Raw genomic sequence first — 19,332 nt, 5'->3', positions numbered from 1 at the left:
GTCGATACCCTCAGCATAGTCGCTGTCCGGTTGCTGGTAGTAAATTATACAGAAGGCGATTACCGACGAGATGATTTATCTTAAGCGTAGATAAGAAACGACGTATTTATTGTATCAATTGAATTTTGTTTAAGAGGCGGAGGGCAGGGCGAAACGAGGAAGAAGCATTTTCACCCTGGTCAGCGTCCGTTGCTGACGTGGTTAAGCATAAGAAAACCGGGCAGATCGCCTCAATCGCCCGGTTATGATCTTACGAGCCGCCTCGTAACCTTTTCGCATTTTTGCAGACAGTTTCAGCGCTAATGCGAGGCTCTTCCCAGCCAGCTATCCCAGTCTTTCCACACCGGCTGTAGCCCCTGTGCAGTCAGGGCTTCCGCCACCGCTTCGGGCCGTCGGCCGTCGTGCGGTGCAAACTGTTCCAGTTCCGGGTGATCGTCCGCGTAACCGCCCGGCTGCGTTTTGGAAAAGGCGCTGACGTTATTGATCGCCAGCGGGATCGCGCGGTCGCGAAACGCGGGGGATTCACGCGTGGAGAGCGACAATTCCACTTCCGGCGCGAACAGGCGAAATGCACACAGGGTTTGCACCAGCTGGCGCTCATCCATCAGCGAGGCGGGTTCAACGCCTCCCGTACAGGGACGCAGTCGCGGGAAAGAGATGGAATAGCGGCTTTGCCAGTACTGCTGCTGTAGCCACAGCAGATGCTCCGCCACCATATAGCAGTCCACCCGCCAGCTGTCGGACAGACCGATAAGCGCGCCCAGCCCAATTTTATCGATACCGGCGCGCCCCAGCCTATCCGGCGTTTCCAGCCGGAAGATGAAATCCTGCTTCTTCCCTTTCAGGTGATGCCGGGCATAGGTCGCCTCATGGTAGGTTTCCTGATAAACCATTACGCCGTCCAGCCCGAGGGTTTTCAGCTCCGCATATTCCTCCTGCGACAGAGGCTGCACTTCCATTTGCAACGAGGCAAATTCGCGGCGGATGGCCGGAAGATGCTGGCGAAAATAGTCCATCCCCACTTTGCCCTGATGTTCACCCGTCACCAGCAGGAGATGTTCAAAACCCATCTCACGAATAGCCGCACACTCGCGGGCGATCTCATGCTCATCCAGCGTTTTACGCTTAATACGGTTGCTCATGGAGAAACCACAGTAGGTGCAGTCATTGGCGCACAGATTAGAAAGATAGAGCGGCACGTAAAAGCTCACCGTGTTGCCAAAACGCTGGCGGGTGAGGCGTTGCGCGCGCTGGGCCATCGGTTCAAGGTACGCGCTGGCTGCCGGAGAAAGCAGGGCCATCAAATCTTCGCGCGTCAAATGTTTGGCTGTTAATGCCCGCTCTACGTCCGCAGAGGTTTTACTGTTGATGCGTAAGGCAATATCGTCCCAGTTAAGCTGACGCCAGCGATCGGTAAAGGTAGCCATCAGAGCGCCTCCAGAAAATCGGTCAGCGGGCTGGTGGCCTGCGCCTGAACACTGCGCGAGCCGGGGCCGGACTGCCGAGCCAGCAGACCGGACTCGACGGCAAGGCGGAACGCACGCGCCATCATCACCGGGTCGTCGGCCACCGCAATCGCGGTATTGACCAGCACCGCATCGGCCCCCATCTCCAGTGCCTGCGCGGCGTGACTGGGTACGCCGATGCCCGCATCCACCACCACGGGCACGGTCGCCTGCTCGATGATGATCTCCAGCATCGCCCGGGTCTCCAGTCCCTGGTTGGAGCCAATGGGCGCCCCTAGCGGCATTACAGCCGCGCAGCCGACCTCTTCCAGACGCTTGCACAGCACAGGATCGGCACCACAGTAGGGCAGAACGGTAAACCCCTGCTGCACCAGCTTCTCTGCCGCTTTCAGGGTTTCGATCGGATCGGGCAACAGCCAGCGGGCGTCCGGATGAATTTCCAGCTTCAGCCAGCGGGTGCCGAGCGCTTCCCGCGCCAGTTGCGCAGCGAAAATTGCTTCCTCGGCCGTTTTCGCACCGGAGGTATTCGGTAAGAGCGTCACGCCTGCCTCCAGTAACGGCGCAAGTATGGCATCGTTGTGCTGACGCAAATCCACGCGCTTCATCGCCAGCGTCACCAGCTGGCTGCCGCTTTCACGAATGGCATCCACCATCAGTTGCGGGGAGGCGAATTTTCCGGTTCCGGTAAACAGATGTGAATCAAAGACTTTGTCGGCAATACGTAACATCTCAGCCCCCTGCGATAACCTGAAACAGCAGGATCTGGTCGCCCTCATTGACCTGCTGATGTTCCCACCGCTCGCGCGGCAGGATCTGTTGATTGAGCGCCAGCGCCGTTCCCGGCTTCAGCTGGCGCAGCATGTCGAGCAGGGCGGCAACGGTGAGATCGTCGTCGCACGTCATCGGCTCATCGTTAAACAGAATGCGCATTGCGGCCTCCGCATACCGGGCAGTGGCTGGCACGGTTTAACGCCAGATGACGCCAGCCGCTGGAGCGGGCGTCGAACAGCCGCAGCGTGTTGCGTTCTGTCTCCATGCCGCTGAGCAACTTGATGGCCTCCAGCGCCTGAAGAGTACCCATCACGCCCACCACCGGGCCCAGAATGCCTGCCGTGCGGCAGTTACGCTCCGGTTCAGCCTCGTCCGGCCACAGGCAGCGGTAGCAGCCCTGTGCCCACGGCGGCGTAAGCACCATTATTTGCCCACCGAAACCGACCGCGCTGGCGGTGATCAGCGGCGTGTTCTGCGCAACACAGGCCGCGTTGATGGCCTGACGTGTCGCCATATTGTCCGTACAGTCCAGCACCACGTCGGCAAGGGCCACTTCGCGTTGCAGATCTTCCCCGCTCAGCCGCGTCTGGAGTGCGACCAGTTCGATATCGGGGTTAAGCTGGTTCAGCCGCTGGCGCGTAACGTGCGCTTTAGGCTGGTTGATATCTTCTGTCGTAAAGAGAATTTGCCGTTGCAGATTGCTGAGATGTACCTCGTCGTCATCGGCCAGCACCAGCGTGCCCACGCCCGCGCCGGCCAGATACAGCGCGGCGGGGGTGCCTAATCCGCCCAGACCGACAATCAGTACCCGGCTGGCGAGCAGCTTTTGCTGCCCCTCGATGGCGATATCCTCCAGCAGGATCTGGCGGCTGTAACGCATAAAATCACGATCTTTCATCACCTGCTCCTGCCAGTTGTAAAAGCTGCGCGGTGGCGGCCTGCCAGTCTGCCGCCTGGGTGATAGCGCTGACGACGGCGATACTGCCGACGCCGGTCTCCAGCACCGCGGGCGCACGTTCAAGGCTGATCCCGCCGATGGCGACGGTGGGGTAATCGGCAAGGCGCTTAACGTGGGCCGCCAGCTGCGTCAAACCCTGTGGAGCGGACGGCATCTGTTTGGTTTGCGTCGGGAAAACGTGCCCGAGCGCGATATAAGAGGGGCGGGCCGCCAGCGCCACGTCGATCTCCATATCGTCGTGGGTGGAGACGCCCAGCCGCAGACCGGCGTCACGGATCGCGTTGAGATCGGTCGTTTCCAGATCTTCCTGTCCCAGATGCACGCCGTACGCCTGGTGTTTAACCGCCAGCCGCCAGTAGTCGTTGATAAACAGGCGGGCGTGGTAGCGACGTCCCAGCGCGATAGCGGCGACCACGTCGGCCTCCACCTCTTCATCGCGTTTATCCTTGATGCGTAGCTGGAGGGTGCGAACGCCAGCTTCCAGCAGGCGGGCGATCCACGCCACGCTGTCCACCACCGGGTAAAGCCCTAAGCGGAAGGGGACAGGGGGGAAATCAGGCTGGTACATTATGCCTCCTCTTTTTTGAGGTAGATTTCGCCGCCTTTCGCGCGGAAGGTTTCCGACATGTCCGCCATGCCGACTTCAATGGTCTGCGCGGCGGCATAATCACGTACTTCCTGGCTGATTTTCATCGAGCAGAATTTAGGTCCGCACATGGAGCAGAAGTGCGCCACTTTGCCCGATTCCTGCGGCAGGGTTTCGTCGTGATAGGCGCGGGCGGTGAACGGATCGAGGGCCAGGTTAAACTGGTCTTCCCAGCGGAATTCAAAGCGCGCTTTGGACATGGCGTTGTCGCGGATTTGCGCGCCCGGATGGCCTTTCGCCAGATCCGCCGCGTGGGCGGCAATCTTGTAGGTGATCAGCCCCTGCTTCACGTCCTCTTTGTTTGGCAGCCCGAGGTGCTCTTTCGGCGTCACGTAGCAGAGCATGGCGCAGCCGAACCAGCCGATCATCGCCGCGCCAATGCCTGACGTGAAGTGGTCGTAGCCCGGCGCAATATCGGTGGTCAACGGCCCCAGGGTGTAGAACGGTGCTTCGTGGCAGTGCTCCAGCTCCTCGGTCATGTTGCGACGGATCATCTGCATCGGCACATGGCCCGGGCCTTCAATCATCACCTGCACATCGTACTCCCAGGCGATTTTGGTCAGCTCGCCCAGCGTGTGCAGCTCGGCAAACTGCGCCTCGTCGTTAGCATCGCGGATGGAGCCAGGACGCAGGCCGTCGCCCAGCGACAGGGAGACGTCGTACGCGGCGCAAATTTCGCAGATTTCGCGGAAGTGTTCGTAGAGGAAGTTTTCCTGATGATGGGAAAGGCACCATTTCGCCATAATCGAACCGCCGCGTGAGACGATACCGGTCAGACGTTTCGCCGTCATCGGCACGTAGCGCAGCAGCACGCCCGCGTGGATGGTGAAGTAGTCCACGCCCTGCTCGGCCTGCTCCAGCAGCGTGTCGCGGAACGCTTCCCAGGTGAGGTTTTCGGCGATGCCGTTGACCTTCTCCAGCGCCTGATAAATCGGGACGGTGCCAATCGGCACCGGGCTGTTACGCAGGATCCACTCGCGGGTCTCATGAATATAGCGGCCAGTGGAAAGGTCCATCACCGTGTCCGCGCCCCAGCGCGTCGACCAGACCAGCTTTTCCACCTCTTCTTCGATGGATGACGTCACCGCTGAGTTGCCGATGTTGGCGTTGACCTTCACCAGGAAGTTGCGGCCGATAATCATCGGCTCGGATTCCGGATGGTTGATATTGGCGGGGATAATGGCGCGCCCGGCGGCCACTTCGTCACGCACAAATTCCGGCGTGATGTTTTCCGGCAGGCGAGCGCCAAACCCTTCACCAGGATGCTGGTGGCGCAGCACTTCGCTGCGGATGCGCTCGCGGCCCATGTTTTCGCGGATGGCGATGAACTCCATCTCCGGCGTGACGATACCCTGGCGCGCGTAGTGCAGCTGGGTGACGCATTTGCCCGCTTTAGCGCGTTTTGGCGTCAGAAGGCCGGTAAAGCGCAGCGCGTCCAGACCGTCGTCGGCCAGGCGCGCGTTGGTGTACGCCGAGCTGCGCACGCTCAGCTCTTCGCAGTCGTTACGGGCGTCAATCCACGGCTGGCGCAGTTTTGCCAGACCCTGCTGTACGTTGATAGCAACAGAAGGATCGCCGTACGGGCCGGAGGTGTCGTATACCGGCACGGCTTCGTTGTCTTCAAACTGCGGGTTCTCTTTGCTGCCGCCGATAAGCGTCGGGCTGAGCTGGATTTCGCGCATCGGGACGCGGATATCAGCCTGTGAGCCGGAAATGTAGATGCGTTTCGAGTTCGGGAAAGCGGTGCCTTCCAGGGTGTCGATGAAGCGTTGTGCGTGTTCGCGCTGTTCGCGGCGGGTCAGTTTTGCAGTAGACATAGCTCATTCCAGATGTGAAGGACATGGCTTGTCAGACGACGGATGAAGCAAGAGAAGATCGCCGGGGGGCGATACAACAGCAGTGTGACTCTTGTTCCCTTCGCAGGTATTAACCTGATCAGGTTCCGCGGATCCCGAATTAACGGTCTCAGCCCGTGCTTTCACACTGGGCACTCCGACAAGAAAATTCCCCCTCGTGAGAGGGGCGAATGGTTGTAAATTACTCGTTAACGATTAAGAACTCAAGCAGGGCGCGCAACGTTATCGCTGGTGCTGATATTCAGGTTGTTGTCCAGCACGAGGGCGATGAGCTTGTCTTCCAGCGTGAATCGCTCTTCCAGCGCTTCGCCAAGGTCGGAAAGCGCCTGCTGAAACTCAAGATAGTTATCGTGATCGATAGCGTTCTCTAGCGTGGAATCGTAGTAGTCCATGATCTGCTGGGTGTTGGCTTCCAGCAGCGGACAGAGTTTGCTGGCCGCTAAATACGGCGTTGTCCCTTCCATTTCGCGGATAATGCGTTCATAAAGGTTGAAATGGCCGTCGGAAAGGTAGTCGACCAGGCTCTGACAGAAGTCGTCCAGCGCTTTTTCATTCAGCCGCATAAAGGATTCTTTGCCAGGCTTAAGACCAACCAGATTGTAATACGCCACGAGTAGATGCTTGCGCACATGTAGCCAGCGATCCACCAGGGTGTTACTTCCTCCAACGCGCTCAGTCAGGCTTTCCAGCTGGTTTAACATGGTCGACTCCATAAGGTTTAGAATGGGATCTGCTTATCCAAAATGTAACCATAATGCTAACAACATGTCAGTGAAGCGAAGGTAGTGCAATAGATATGGATCGTATTATTGAAAAATCAGATCTGGGTTGGTGGATCGTCAGTCACGAACAAAAATTATGGCTGCCCGGTGGGGAGATACCCTACGGTGCGGCAGACATCTTCGATCTCGTCGGCCAACCGGCGCTGCGGATCGGCGAGTGGCAGGGCGATCCGGTATGGTTGATCCAACAGGCTCGTCGTCAGGATATGGGATCCGTTCGTCAGGTGTTGGATCGGGATGTCGGCCTGTTCCAGCTGGCGGGGCGCGGCGTGCAGCTGGCGGAGTTTTACCGCTCGCACAAATACTGCGGCTACTGCGGCCACACCATGCACCCGAGCAAAACCGAGTGGGCAATGCTTTGCGGCCACTGCCGTGAACGCTATTACCCGCAAATCGCACCGTGCATCATTGTCGCCATCCGCCGTGATGATTCCATCCTGCTGGCGCAGCATACCCGCCATCGCAACGGCATTCACACCGTCCTCGCCGGGTTCGTGGAAGTCGGCGAAACGCTGGAACAGGCGGTGGCGCGCGAGGTGATGGAGGAGAGCGGCATTAAGGTGAAAAACCTGCGCTATGTGACATCGCAGCCGTGGCCGTTCCCGATGTCCCTGATGACCGCGTTTATGGCGGAATACGACAGCGGCGAGATTGTTATCGATCAGAAAGAGCTGCTGGAGGCGAACTGGTATCGCTACGACGATTTACCGCTGCTGCCCCCACCGGGAACGGTGGCGCGTCGCCTGATAGAAGATACCGTGGCAATGTGTCGGGCCGAGTATGAGTAGTGTTACACTGACGGACTGACGCAATAAGGAACTGCAAAATGACCGAACTGAAGAACGATCGTTATCTGCGTGCGCTGCTGCGCCAGCCCGTTGATGTCACCCCGGTGTGGATGATGCGCCAGGCGGGACGCTATCTGCCAGAGTACAAAGCCACGCGCGCGCAGGCAGGCGATTTTATGTCGCTGTGCAAAAACGCCGAGCTGGCCTGTGAAGTGACGCTCCAGCCGCTGCGCCGCTTCCCGCTCGATGCCGCCATTCTTTTTTCGGACATTCTCACCATTCCGGATGCGATGGGCCTTGGGCTCTATTTCGAAACCGGAGAAGGCCCGCGTTTTACCTCTCCGATCAAAAGCAAAGCCGACGTTGATAAGCTGCCGATCCCCGATCCTGAAGGCGAGCTGGGCTATGTGATGAACGCCGTGCGCACCATTCGCCGCGAACTGAAAGGCGACGTGCCGCTGATTGGCTTCTCCGGTAGTCCGTGGACGCTGGCCACCTACATGGTGGAAGGCGGCAGCAGCAAAGCCTTTACCGTCATCAAAAAGATGATGTACGCCGAGCCGCTGGCCCTGCATGCCCTGCTCGACAAGCTGGCGAAGAGCGTCACGCTCTATCTCAACGCGCAGATTAAAGCGGGCGCGCAGTCGGTGATGATTTTCGACACCTGGGGCGGCGTGCTGACCGGACGTGATTATCAGCAGTTCTCCCTGTACTACATGCACAAAATTGTCGATGGCCTGCTGCGTGAAAACGAAGGCCGTCGCGTGCCGGTGACGCTGTTTACCAAAGGCGGCGGTCAGTGGCTGGAAGCGATGGCGGCCACCGGCTGCGACGCGCTGGGCCTCGACTGGACCACCGATATTGCCGATGCGCGCCGTCGCGTGGGGGACAAAGTGGCGCTCCAGGGCAACATGGATCCGTCCATGCTCTATGCGCAGCCTGCCCGTATCGAAGAAGAAGTGTCGACTATACTGTCTGGTTTCGGCCAGGGCGAAGGCCACGTCTTCAACCTCGGTCACGGTATTCATCAGGATGTACCGCCAGAACACGCTGGCGTATTTGTGGAGGCGGTGCATCGGCTTTCTGCCCAGTATCATAAGTAAGGAGTGGTTATGGATCTCGCGTCGCTACGCGCTCAGCAAATCGAACTGGCTTCATCAGTGATCCGCGAGGATCGTCTGGATACGGACCCTCCGCGGTACATTGGCGGGGCGGACGTCGGATTTGAGCAGGGCGGTGAAGTGACGCGAGCGGCGATGGTGGTGCTGAAATACCCTTCGCTGGAGCTGGTGGAGTACAAGGTGGCGCGTATCGCCACTACCATGCCCTATATCCCCGGCTTTCTCTCCTTCCGCGAATATCCCGCGCTGCTGGCCGCGTGGGAGCAACTCTCGCGAAAACCCGATCTGCTGTTTGTTGATGGGCATGGTATCTCCCATCCGCGTCGCTTAGGCGTCGCCAGCCACTTTGGTCTGCTGGTGGACGTGCCGACCATCGGCGTGGCGAAAAAACGCCTGTGCGGCGCGTTTGAGCCGCTCTCTGCCGAACCGGGCGCGCTGGCGCCGCTTATCCATAAAGGCGAGCAGCTGGCGTGGGTCTGGCGCAGTAAAGCGCGCTGCAACCCGTTGTTTATCGCCACCGGGCATCGGGTCAGCATGGATAGCGCACTGGCGTGGGTGCAACGCTGTATGAAGGGCTACCGTTTACCGGAGCCAACCCGCTGGGCTGACGCCGTGGCCTCTTCACGTCCGGCATTCATTCGTTGGCAGGAAATTCAGCCGTGATTCAGGTAAACTGCGGCTAATTTTCGATTCGAGACATCATCATGTTACAAAACCCGATTCATCTGCGCCTTGAGAAGCTGGAAAGCTGGCAGCACGTGACGTTTATGGCTTGCCTGTGCGAGCGCATGTATCCCAACTATGCCGCGTTCTGCAAGCAGACGGCGTTTGGCGAAGGCCAGATTTATCGTCGTATCCTGGATTTAATCTGGGAGACGCTGACGGTCAAAGATGCGAAGGTAAATTTTGACTCTCAGCTCGAAAAGCTGGAAGAGGCTATTCCGGCTGCGGATGATTTCGACCTGTATGGCGTCTACCCGGCCATTGATGCCTGTGTGGCGTTGAGCGAGCTGATCCACTCCCGTCTGAGCGGTGAAACCCTGGAACACGCCATTGAAGTCAGTAAGGCATCCATTACCACCGTTGCGATGCTGGAAATGACCCAGGAAGGCCGTGAAATGACCGACGAGGAGCTGCGTGCTAACCCGGCGGTTGAACAGGAATGGGATATTCAGTGGGAAATTTTCCGTCTGCTGGCGGAGTGTGAAGAACGTGATATTGAGCTGATCAAAGGGCTTCGCGCGGACCTTCGCGAGGCCGGTGAGAGCAATATTGGTATAATTTTTAACCAATGAGACAACAAAACGTGATTTAACGCCTGTTTTGTCACTCCTCGACTCTTCCCTTTCGCCCCCCGTCTGGTCTACATTTGGGGGGCGAAAAAAAGTGGCTATCGGTGCGTGTATGCAGGAGAGTGCTTTTTTGGCATTTTCGTCGCACTCGATGCTTAGCAAGCGATAAACACATTGAAAGGATAACTTATGAACAAGACTCAACTGATTGATGTAATTGCGGACAAGGCTGATCTGTCTAAAGTGCAGGCTAAAGCTGCTCTGGAATCTACCCTGGCTGCTATTACTGAGTCTCTGAAAGAAGGCGATGCTGTACAACTGGTTGGTTTCGGTACCTTCAAAGTGAACCACCGCGCTGAGCGTACTGGCCGCAACCCGCAGACCGGTAAAGAAATCAAAATCGCCGCAGCTAACGTGCCGGCATTTGTTTCTGGTAAAGCACTGAAAGACGCAGTTAAGTAAGACGCGTGGCAGTGAACAGTTTTAACGAAGGGGCGGCAACGCCCCTTTTGTCATTCTGGCGTGGAACGCTCGCGCTGGCAGGCGTACTGTTGCTGTCTGCCTGTAGCCATGATTCCTCACTCCCCCCGTTTACCGCCAGCGGCTATGCTGACAACCAGGGTGCGGTCAGGATCTGGCGCAAAGATTCCAGCGATGAAGTCCATATGCTCACCGCATTCAGCCCGTGGCATAACGGCAACACCTCGACCGCAGAATACCGCTGGCAGGGCGATGCGCTGTCGCTCATTGAACTGAATATCTACAGTAAGACTCCCGAACACGTGAAGGTGCGTTTCGACGACCACGGCGAGCTGAGCTTTATGCAGCATGAGGTCAGTGGACTGAAACAGCAGCTTTCCAGCGATCAGGTCGCTCTCTACCGCTACCGTGCTGAACAACTCCGCCAGACCAGCGATGCGCTGCGTCAGGGCCGCGTGGTGCTGCGCCAGGGGCGCTGGCATGCCGACGGCACGGTGACCACCTGCGAAGGGCAGACGGTGAAGCCTGAGCTTGAATCCTGGGCAACCGAACACATTCAGCGTCGTCAGCGGCATTCATCTGTGGAGGTGAGTGTGGCATGGCTGGAAGCGCCGGAAGGCTCTCAGCTGTTGCTGGTGGCGAATGAAGATTTCTGCACCTGGCAGCCGACAGAGAAGAGTTTCTGACGTAAATCCCCTCTCCCTGTGGGAGAGGGTTAGGGTGAGGGTGTGAAATTACTCTCCCTGCTCCCGCGCAATGGCACGATAGCCGATATCCTGGCGGCTGAAGCTGCCATTCCAGTGAATATCCGCCATCAGCGCATAGGCGCGCTTCTGCGCCTCTGCCACGGTCTGGCCCAGCGCGGTCGCACACAGCACGCGACCGCCGTTGGTGAGCACGCGGTCGTCGTCAGAGAGCTTTGTACCGGCGTGGAACACCTTCGCACCGTCAATCTCTTCCAGCGGCAGGCCGTGGATCTCATCTCCGGTGTTGTAGCTACCCGGATAGCCACCCGCAGCAATCACCACACCTAAAGAGGCACGCTCGTCCCACTCGGAAGTTTTCTCGTCCAGCTTCCCTTCGCACGCCGCCAGACACAGATCAACCAGATCGGACTTCATGCGCAGCATGATCGGCTGGGTTTCCGGATCGCCGAAGCGGCAGTTGAATTCAATCACCTTCGGGTTACCCTGCTTGTCGATCATCAGGCCTGCGTAAAGGAAACCGGTGTAGGTATTGCCTTCCGCAGCCATCCCCTTCACGGTTGGCCAGATGATGCGGTCCATGGTGCGCTGGTGTACTTCGTCAGTGACCACCGGAGCAGGGGAGTAAGCTCCCATCCCGCCGGTGTTTGGCCCCGTGTCGGCATTGCCTACGCGCTTGTGATCCTGGCTGGTCGCCATCGGCAGAACGTGCTCGCCGTCAACCATCACGATAAAGCTCGCTTCTTCGCCGTCGAGGAACTCTTCAATCACGATGCGGTGGCCCGCGTCGCCAAAGGCGTTACCCGCCAGCATATCCTGCACGGCGGCTTCCGCTTCTTCGAGGGTCATCGCCACGATAACGCCTTTCCCGGCAGCCAGGCCGTCGGCTTTGATCACAATCGGCGCGCCTTTTTCACGCAGGTAAGCCAGAGCAGGCTCTACCTCGGTGAAGTTCTGATATTCCGCCGTCGGGATGTTATGACGCGCGAGAAAATCTTTGGTGAAGGCTTTTGAGCCTTCCAGCTGCGCAGCCCCTTCCGTTGGGCCGAAAATTTTCAGGCCCGCGGCGCGGAAGGCATCTACAACGCCGATCACCAGCGGTGCTTCCGGGCCAACAATCGTCAGATCGATATTCTCGTTTTGGGCAAAGCTCAGCAGCGCCGGGATGTCGGTTACACCGATGGCGACGTTCTGTAGTGCGGGCTCCAGCGCGGTCCCGGCGTTACCCGGTGCCACAAAGACGGTTTCAACCTGCGGAGACTGCGCTGCTTTCCACGCCAGGGCGTGCTCGCGCCCGCCGTTACCAATCACTAATACTTTCATTTTCTGCTCCGGGAATTAATGGCGGAAGTGGCGCATGTCGGTGAAGATCATTGCGATGCCATGCTCGTCGGCAGCGGCAATCACTTCGTCATCACGGATTGAACCGCCAGGCTGGATCACACAGGTGATGCCCACAGCAGCGGCCGCGTCGATACCGTCACGGAACGGGAAGAAGGCGTCAGAAGCCATGGCGGAACCTTTGACTTCCAGACCTTCGTCACCTGCTTTAATACCCGCGATTTTCGCAGAGTAAACGCGGCTCATCTGGCCTGCGCCTATTCCGATGGTCATGTTCTCTTTGGCGTAGACGATGGCGTTGGATTTCACAAACTTCGCCACTTTCCAGCAGAACAGCGCGTCACGCAGTTCCTGCTCGGTTGGCTGACGTTTGGTGACGACACGCAGATCGGCTTCGCCCACCATACCCAGATCGCGGTCCTGAACCAGCAGCCCGCCGTTCACGCGCTTGAAGTCCAGGCCCGGGACGCGTTCTGCCCACTGGCCGCAAACCAGTACGCGCACGTTCTGTTTCGCCGCGGTGATTTTCAGCGCCTCTTCGGATGCTGATGGCGCGATGATCACTTCGACAAACTGACGGGAGATGATGGCCTGCGCGGTTTCCGCATCCAGCTCGCGGTTGAAGGCGATAATGCCGCCGAACGCGGAGGTCGGGTCGGTTTTGTAGGCGCGATCGTAAGCTTCCAGAATAGACGCACTTACCGCAACGCCGCATGGGTTGGCGTGCTTGACGATAACGCAGGCTGGCTCGCTGAACTCTTTCACGCATTCCAGCGCGGCGTCGGTATCGGCAATGTTGTTATAGGAGAGGGCTTTGCCCTGTACCTGCTGGGCAGTCGCTACAGAGGCTTCTTTTACCTCTTCTTCTATATAGAAGGCAGCCTGCTGGTGGCTGTTCTCGCCGTAACGCATATCCTGCTTCTTAATGAAGTTCAGATTCAGGGTGCGCGGGAAGCGGCCAGAAGGATCTTTGCTTTCACCGTGGTAGGCAGGTACCAGGCTACCGAAGTAGTTGGCGATCATGCTGTCGTAGGCGGCGGTATGCTCGAAGGCTTTGATGGCGAGATCGAAACGCGTTTCAAGCGTCAGGGACCCTTCGTTGGCATCCATCTCATTAATAATGGCGTTGTAGTCACTACTCTTTACCACGATGGCCACATCTTTATGGTTCTTGGCTGCGGAGCGCACCATGGTCGGGCCGCCGATGTCGATATTCTCAACAGCGTCTTCCAGAGAACAGCCTTCGCGGGCAACGGTCTGGGCGAACGGGTAGAGGTTAACGACCACCATGTCGATGGGGGCAATATTGTGCTGCTCCATAATGCTGTCGTCCTGACCGCGACGGCCCAGAATACCGCCGTGCACTTTCGGATGCAGGGTTTTGACGCGTCCATCCATCATTTCCGGGAAACCGGTGTAATCGGACACTTCGGTTACCGGCAGACCTTTCTCTGCTAACAGGCGCGCGGTGCCACCTGTAGAAAGCAGCTCCACACCGCGTGCGGAAAGTGCCTGAGCGAATTCGACGATACCGGCTTTATCAGAAACACTGAGCAGAGCGCGGCGGACTGGACGACGTTGTTGCATGGTAAATCCCCTGGATTTCACGATTACAGAGAGCGTTAGATGAATTTTCTAGCGAAAAACTCATCTAACACACCTGACGAGGCATCCTTGTGAAGCGCGAGCATTTTAACGAAAACGTTTGCGCAACGCTCGCATATTTTTACTTTTTCGTATCATTGTGGATAAGTCTGTGCGTAAAAAGGTATAAGGCGGGGTTTTGCTGTGGAATGCAGCAGTCAGTCATTTTTCTGTCATTTAGCGGTTGCGGCCTGCGGAGAACTCCCTATAATGCGCCTCCATCGACACGGCGGATGTGAATCACTTCACAGATAACCCGGTCGGCTGAAGAGAAAAAATCCTGAAATAACGGGTTGACTCTGAAAGAGGAAAGCGTAATATACGCCACCTCGCGACAGAGCGCTGAAGCGCGTCGCAACTGCTCTTTAACAATTTATCAGACAATCTGTGTGGGCACTCAAAGTGACATGGATTCTTAATGTCCTCGGACACTAAATGAATACCAAGTCTCAACGAGTGAACACGTAATTCATTACGAAGTTTAATTCATTGAGCATCAAACTTTTAAATTGAAGAGTTTGATCATGGCTCAGATTGAACGCTGGCGGCAGGCCTAACACATGCAAGTCGAACGGTAACAGGAAGCAGCTTGCTGCTTCGCTGACGAGTGGCGGACGGGTGAGTAATGTCTGGGAAACTGCCTGATGGAGGGGGATAACTACTGGAAACGGTAGCTAATACCGCATAACGTCGCAAGACCAAAGAGGGGGACCTTCGGGCCTCTTGCCATCGGATGTGCCCAGATGGGATTAGCTAGTAGGTGGGGTAACGGCTCACCTAGGCGACGATCCTAGCTGGTCTGAGAGGATGACCAGCCACACTGGAACTGAGACACGGTCCAGACTCCTACGGGAGGCAGCAGTGGGAATATTGCACAATGGGCGCAAGCCTGATGCAGCCATGCCGCGTGTATGAAGAAGGCCTTCGGGTTGTAAAGTACTTTCAGCGGGGAGGAAGGCGATAAGGTTAATAACCTTGTCGATTGACGTTACCCGCAGAAGAAGCACCGGCTAACTCCGTGCCAGCAGCCGCGGTAATACGGAGGGTGCAAGCGTTAATCGGAATTACTGGGCGTAAAGCGCACGCAGGCGGTCTGTCAAGTCGGATGTGAAATCCCCGGGCTCAACCTGGGAACTGCATTCGAAACTGGCAGGCTAGAGTCTTGTAGAGGGTAGAATTCCGTGTAGCGGTGAAATGCGTAGAGATCTGGAGGAATACCGGTGGCGAAGGCGGCCCCTGGACAAAGACTGACGCTCAGGTGCGAAAGCGTGGGGAGCAAACAGGATTAGATACCTGGTAGTCCACGCCGTAAACGATGTCGACTTGGAGGTTGTGCCCTTGAGGCGTGGCTTCCGGAGCTAACGCGTTAAGTCGACCGCCTGGGAGTACGGCCGCAAGGTTAAAACTCAAATGAATTGACGGGGCCCGCACAAGCGGTGGAGCATGTGGTTTAATTCGATGCAACGCGAAGAACCTTACCTACTCTTGACATCCAGAGAACTTAGCAGAGATGCTTTGGTGCCTTCGGGAACTCTGAGACAGGTGCTGCATGGCTGTCGTCAGCTCGTGTTGTGAAATGTTGGGTTAAGTCCCGCAACGAGCGCAACCCTTATCCTTTGTTGCCAGCGGTCCGGCCGGGAACTCAAAGGAGACTGCCAGTGATAAACTGGAGGAAGGTGGGGATGACGTCAAGTCATCATGGCCCTTACGAGTAGGGCTACACACGTGCTACAATGGCGCATACAAAGAGAAGCGACCTCGCGAGAGCAAGCGGACCTCATAAAGTGCGTCGTAGTCCGGATTGGAGTCTGCAACTCGACTCCATGAAGTCGGAATCGCTAGTAATCGTGGATCAGAATGCCACGGTGAATACGTTCCCGGGCCTTGTACACACCGCCCGTCACACCATGGGAGTGGGTTGCAAAAGAAGTAGGTAGCTTAACCTTCGGGAGGGCGCTTACCACTTTGTGATTCATGACTGGGGTGAAGTCGTAACAAGGTAACCGTAGGGGAACCTGCGGTTGGATCACCTCCTTACCTTAAAGAACCTGCCTTTGCAGTGCTCACACAGATTGTCTGATGAATGATGAACTTCTGAATGTACTTTTGAGTGCATTAAGAAGTTTTGCTCTTTAAAAATCTGGATCAAGCTGAAAATTGAAACGACACACAGCTCATGTGTGTTCGAGTCTCTCAAATTTTCGCAATCAGAAGTGAAACATCTTCGGGTTGTGAGGTTAAGCGACTAAGCGTACACGGTGGATGCCCTGGCAGTCAGAGGCGATGAAGGACGTGCTAATCTGCGAAAAGCGCCGGCGAGGTGATATGAACCTTTGACCCGGCGATGTCCGAATGGGGAAACCCAGTGCAATCCGTTGCACTATCGTTAACTGAATACATAGGTTAACGAGGCGAACCGGGGGAACTGAAACATCTAAGTACCCCGAGGAAAAGAAATCAACCGAGATTCCCCCAGTAGCGGCGAGCGAACGGGGAGCAGCCCGGAGTCTGAATCAGCTTGTGTGTTAGTGGAACGGTCTGGAAAGTCCGACGGTACAGGGTGATAGTCCCGTACACGAAAGCACACTTGCTGTGAACTCGAAGAGTAGGGCGGGACACGTGGTATCCTGTCTGAATATGGGGGGACCATCCTCCAAGGCTAAATACTCCTGACTGACCGATAGTGAACCAGTACCGTGAGGGAAAGGCGAAAAGAACCCCGGCGAGGGGAGTGAAAAAGAACCTGAAACCGTGTACGTACAAGCAGTGGGAGCCTCTTTATGGGGTGACTGCGTACCTTTTGTATAATGGGTCAGCGACTTATATTCTGTAGCAAGGTTAACCGTATAGGGGAGCCGAAGGGAAACCGAGTCTTAACTGGGCGTTAAGTTGCAGGGTATAGACCCGAAACCCGGTGATCTAGCCATGGGCAGGTTGAAGGTTGGGTAACACTAACTGGAGGACCGAACCGACTAATGTTGAAAAATTAGCGGATGACCTGTGGCTGGGGGTGAAAGGCCAATCAAACCGGGAGATAGCTGGTTCTCCCCGAAAGCTATTTAGGTAGCGCCTCGTGAACTCATCTTCGGGGGTAGAGCACTGTTTCGGCTAGGGGGCCATCCCGGCTTACCAACCCGATGCAAACTACGAATACCGAAGAATGTTATCACGGGAGACACACGGCGGGTGCTAACGTCCGTCGTGAAGAGGAAACAACCCAGACCGCCAGCTAAGGTCCCAAAGTCATGGTTAAGTGGGAAACGATGTGGGAAGGCACAGACAGCCAGGATGTTGGCTTAGAAGCAGCCATCATTTAAAGAAAGCGTAATAGCTCACTGGTCGAGTCGGCCTGCGCGGAAGATGTAACGGGGCTAAACCATGCACCGAAGCTGCGGCAGCGACGCTTATGCGTTGTTGGGTAGGGAGCGTTCTGTAAGCCGTTGAAGGTGTGCTGTGAGGCATGCTGGAGGTATCAGAAGTGCGAATGCTGACATAAGTAACGATAAAGCGGGTGAAAAGCCCGCTCGCCGGAAGACCAAGGGTTCCTGTCCAACGTTAATCGGGGCAGGGTGAGTCGACCCTAAGGCGAGGCCGAAAGGCGTAGTCGATGGGAAACAGGTTAATATTCCTGTACTTGGTGTTACTGCGAAGGGGGACGGAGAAGGCTATGTCAGCCGGGCGACGGTTGTCCCGGTTTAAGCATGTAGGCGGAGGTTCCGGTAAATCCGGTACCTTTAACGCTGAGGTGTGATGACGAGGCACTACGGTGCTGAAGTGATAAATGCCCTGCTTCCAGGAAAAGCCTCTAAGCATCAGGTAACACGAAATCGTACCCCAAACCGACACAGGTGGTCAGGTAGAGAATACCAAGGCGCTTGAGAGAACTCGGGTGAAGGAACTAGGCAAAATGGTGCCGTAACTTCGGGAGAAGGCACGCTGATGTGTAGGTGAAGCCCCTGCGGGTGGAGCTGAAATCAGTCGAAGATACCAGCTGGCTGCAACTGTTTATTAAAAACACAGCACTGTGCAAACACGAAAGTGGACGTATACGGTGTGACGCCTGCCCGGTGCCGGAAGGTTAATTGATGGGGTTAGCGGCAACGCGAAGCTCTTGATCGAAGCCCCGGTAAACGGCGGCCGTAACTATAACGGTCCTAAGGTAGCGAAATTCCTTGTCGGGTAAGTTCCGACCTGCACGAATGGCGTAATGATGGCCAGGCTGTCTCCACCCGAGACTCAGTGAAATTGAACTCGCTGTGAAGATGCAGTGTACCCGCGGCAAGACGGAAAGACCCCGTGAACCTTTACTATAGCTTGACACTGAACACTGGTCCTTGATGTGTAGGATAGGTGGGAGGCTTTGAAGCGTGGACGCCAGTCTGCGTGGAGCCAACCTTGAAATACCACCCTTTAATGGCTGGTGTTCTAACGTAGACCCGTTACCCGGGTTGCGGACAGTGTCTGGTGGGTAGTTTGACTGGGGCGGTCTCCTCCCAAAGAGTAACGGAGGAGCACGAAGGTTGGCTAATCCTGGTCGGACATCAGGAGGTTAGTGCAATGGCATAAGCCAGCTTGACTGCGAGCGTGACGGCGCGAGCAGGTGCGAAAGCAGGTCATAGTGATCCGGTGGTTCTGAATGGAAGGGCCATCGCTCAACGGATAAAAGGTACTCCGGGGATAACAGGCTGATACCGCCCAAGAGTTCATATCGACGGCGGTGTTTGGCACCTCGATGTCGGCTCATCACATCCTGGGGCTGAAGTAGGTCCCAAGGGTATGGCTGTTCGCCATTTAAAGTGGTACGCGAGCTGGGTTTAGAACGTCGTGAGACAGTTCGGTCCCTATCTGCCGTGGGCGCTGGAGAATTGAGGGGGGCTGCTCCTAGTACGAGAGGACCGGAGTGGACGCATCACTGGTGTTCGGGTTGTCATGCCAATGGCACTGCCCGGTAGCTAAATGCGGAAGAGATAAGTGCTGAAAGCATCTAAGCACGAAACTTGCCCCGAGATGAGTTCTCCCTGAGACCTTGAGTCTCCTGAAGGAACGTTGAAGACGACGACGTTGATAGGTCGGGTGTGTAAGCGCAGCGATGCGTTGAGCTAACCGATACTAATGAACCGTGAGGCTTAACCTTACAACGCCGAAGGTGTTTTGGCGAAGAGACAGACAATCAAATTTCAGCCTGATACAGATTAACAGAATTTGCCTGGCGGCTTTAGCGCGGTGGTCCCACCTGACCCCATGCCGAACTCAGAAGTGAAACGCCGTAGCGCCGATGGTAGTGTGGGGTCTCCCCATGTGAGAGTAGGGAACTGCCAGGCATCAATCAAGAAGAACCCCGTACCGTAAGGTGCGGGGTTTTTTGCTTTGTACGTTCTGAAAAGTCGGGTGGTGGCCCAGCTTTACCCGCCCTACATGCTCTCCCTCCTTGAAACTTTCTCACCTTTCGCTTGCAGACTCGACATTAACCCCGTTTCTGGGTA

Annotated in this window: 15 protein-coding genes, 3 rRNA genes and 1 riboswitch; of the genes, 9 read left to right on the top strand and 9 right to left on the bottom strand. The window is 56.6% G+C overall.

Features of this window, described 5'->3' with window-relative positions:
• Positions 1 to 299: 299 nt before the first annotated feature.
• From thiH to KTH07_RS19000, 7 genes are all read right to left on the bottom strand, one after another.
• Complete coding sequence (gene thiH, locus KTH07_RS19030; protein WP_015569973.1) at positions 300 to 1,427, bottom strand: 2-iminoacetate synthase ThiH; 1,128 nt, start codon at positions 1,425 to 1,427, stop codon at positions 300 to 302.
• Positions 1,427 to 2,194: a thiazole synthase gene (thiG, locus tag KTH07_RS19025; protein ID WP_023302917.1), complete on the bottom strand. Its 768-nt coding sequence runs from the start codon at positions 2,192 to 2,194 to the stop codon at positions 1,427 to 1,429. Before thiG ends, thiH begins: the two co-directional genes overlap by 1 nt.
• A 1-nt stretch (position 2,195) precedes the next feature.
• On the bottom strand, positions 2,196 to 2,396 hold the full coding sequence (gene thiS / locus KTH07_RS19020) for a sulfur carrier protein ThiS (RefSeq protein WP_015569971.1): 201 nt from the start codon (positions 2,394 to 2,396) through the stop codon (positions 2,196 to 2,198).
• Positions 2,380 to 3,135, bottom strand: coding sequence for a thiazole biosynthesis adenylyltransferase ThiF (gene thiF / locus KTH07_RS19015; protein ID WP_023302918.1), 756 nt, complete (start codon positions 3,133 to 3,135; stop codon positions 2,380 to 2,382). Before thiF ends, thiS begins: the two co-directional genes overlap by 17 nt.
• Positions 3,122 to 3,763: a thiamine phosphate synthase gene (thiE, locus tag KTH07_RS19010; protein ID WP_017384079.1), complete on the bottom strand. Its 642-nt coding sequence runs from the start codon at positions 3,761 to 3,763 to the stop codon at positions 3,122 to 3,124. Before thiE ends, thiF begins: the two co-directional genes overlap by 14 nt.
• On the bottom strand, positions 3,763 to 5,658 hold the full coding sequence (thiC, locus tag KTH07_RS19005) for a phosphomethylpyrimidine synthase ThiC (RefSeq protein ID WP_023302919.1): 1,896 nt from the start codon (positions 5,656 to 5,658) through the stop codon (positions 3,763 to 3,765). The genes thiE and thiC overlap by 1 nt, the downstream gene beginning before the upstream one ends.
• A gap of 78 nt (positions 5,659 to 5,736) precedes the next feature.
• A riboswitch (TPP riboswitch) is annotated at positions 5,737 to 5,846 on the bottom strand.
• 54 nt (positions 5,847 to 5,900) lie between these two features.
• Entirely contained in the window at positions 5,901 to 6,398 is a 498-nt protein-coding gene (locus tag KTH07_RS19000; RefSeq protein ID WP_017384077.1) for an Rsd/AlgQ family anti-sigma factor, read from the bottom strand.
• Between the two features lie 95 nt (positions 6,399 to 6,493).
• Between KTH07_RS19000 and nudC the strand changes: the two genes are divergently transcribed.
• From nudC to KTH07_RS18970, 6 genes are all read left to right on the top strand, one after another.
• Positions 6,494 to 7,267, top strand: coding sequence for an NAD(+) diphosphatase (gene nudC / locus KTH07_RS18995; RefSeq protein ID WP_015569966.1), 774 nt, complete (start codon positions 6,494 to 6,496; stop codon positions 7,265 to 7,267).
• Positions 7,268 to 7,305: 38 nt separating this feature from the next.
• On the top strand, positions 7,306 to 8,370 hold the full coding sequence (hemE, locus tag KTH07_RS18990; protein WP_022650209.1) for a uroporphyrinogen decarboxylase: 1,065 nt from the start codon (positions 7,306 to 7,308) through the stop codon (positions 8,368 to 8,370).
• Between the two features lie 9 nt (positions 8,371 to 8,379).
• Positions 8,380 to 9,051, top strand: a complete 672-nt coding sequence (nfi, locus tag KTH07_RS18985; RefSeq protein ID WP_023302920.1) for a deoxyribonuclease V — start codon at positions 8,380 to 8,382, stop codon at positions 9,049 to 9,051.
• Between the two features lie 41 nt (positions 9,052 to 9,092).
• Positions 9,093 to 9,683, top strand: coding sequence for a YjaG family protein (locus KTH07_RS18980; RefSeq protein WP_003862310.1), 591 nt, complete (start codon positions 9,093 to 9,095; stop codon positions 9,681 to 9,683).
• A gap of 186 nt (positions 9,684 to 9,869) precedes the next feature.
• Positions 9,870 to 10,142, top strand: a complete 273-nt coding sequence (hupA, locus tag KTH07_RS18975; RefSeq protein WP_002445246.1) for a nucleoid-associated protein HU-alpha — start codon at positions 9,870 to 9,872, stop codon at positions 10,140 to 10,142.
• Between the two features lie 11 nt (positions 10,143 to 10,153).
• A complete protein-coding gene (locus tag KTH07_RS18970; RefSeq protein WP_017384076.1) occupies positions 10,154 to 10,846 on the top strand; it encodes a DUF1481 domain-containing protein in 693 nt (230 codons plus the stop codon).
• 48 nt (positions 10,847 to 10,894) lie between these two features.
• Here the strand turns inward: KTH07_RS18970 and purD are convergent, their stop codons facing one another.
• Both purD and purH read right to left on the bottom strand, forming a co-directional pair.
• Positions 10,895 to 12,187, bottom strand: a complete 1,293-nt coding sequence (gene purD / locus KTH07_RS18965) for a phosphoribosylamine--glycine ligase (protein WP_015569963.1) — start codon at positions 12,185 to 12,187, stop codon at positions 10,895 to 10,897.
• Positions 12,188 to 12,202: 15 nt separating this feature from the next.
• Positions 12,203 to 13,792, bottom strand: a complete 1,590-nt coding sequence (gene purH, locus KTH07_RS18960) for a bifunctional phosphoribosylaminoimidazolecarboxamide formyltransferase/IMP cyclohydrolase (RefSeq protein WP_017384075.1) — start codon at positions 13,790 to 13,792, stop codon at positions 12,203 to 12,205.
• A 563-nt stretch (positions 13,793 to 14,355) separates the two neighbouring features.
• Between purH and KTH07_RS18955 the strand changes: the two genes are divergently transcribed.
• The 3 genes from KTH07_RS18955 (at position 14,356) to rrf (ending at position 19,170) form a co-directional block, all read left to right on the top strand.
• A 16S ribosomal RNA gene (locus tag KTH07_RS18955) occupies positions 14,356 to 15,886 on the top strand.
• Between the two features lie 198 nt (positions 15,887 to 16,084).
• Positions 16,085 to 18,983: ribosomal RNA gene (locus KTH07_RS18950) — 23S ribosomal RNA — on the top strand.
• Positions 18,984 to 19,054: 71 nt separating this feature from the next.
• Positions 19,055 to 19,170, top strand: a 5S ribosomal RNA gene (gene rrf, locus KTH07_RS18945).
• Together the 16S, 23S and 5S rRNA genes form the textbook arrangement of a ribosomal RNA operon.
• Positions 19,171 to 19,332 lie beyond the last annotated feature (162 nt).

The organism is Enterobacter cloacae complex sp. ECL72 (genome assembly GCF_019056635.1).
GTDB lineage: Bacteria > Pseudomonadota > Gammaproteobacteria > Enterobacterales > Enterobacteriaceae > Enterobacter > Enterobacter hormaechei_C.
Note: the sequence above shows the minus strand (reverse complement) of the source record. Positions and strands in the feature narration are given on the sequence as shown.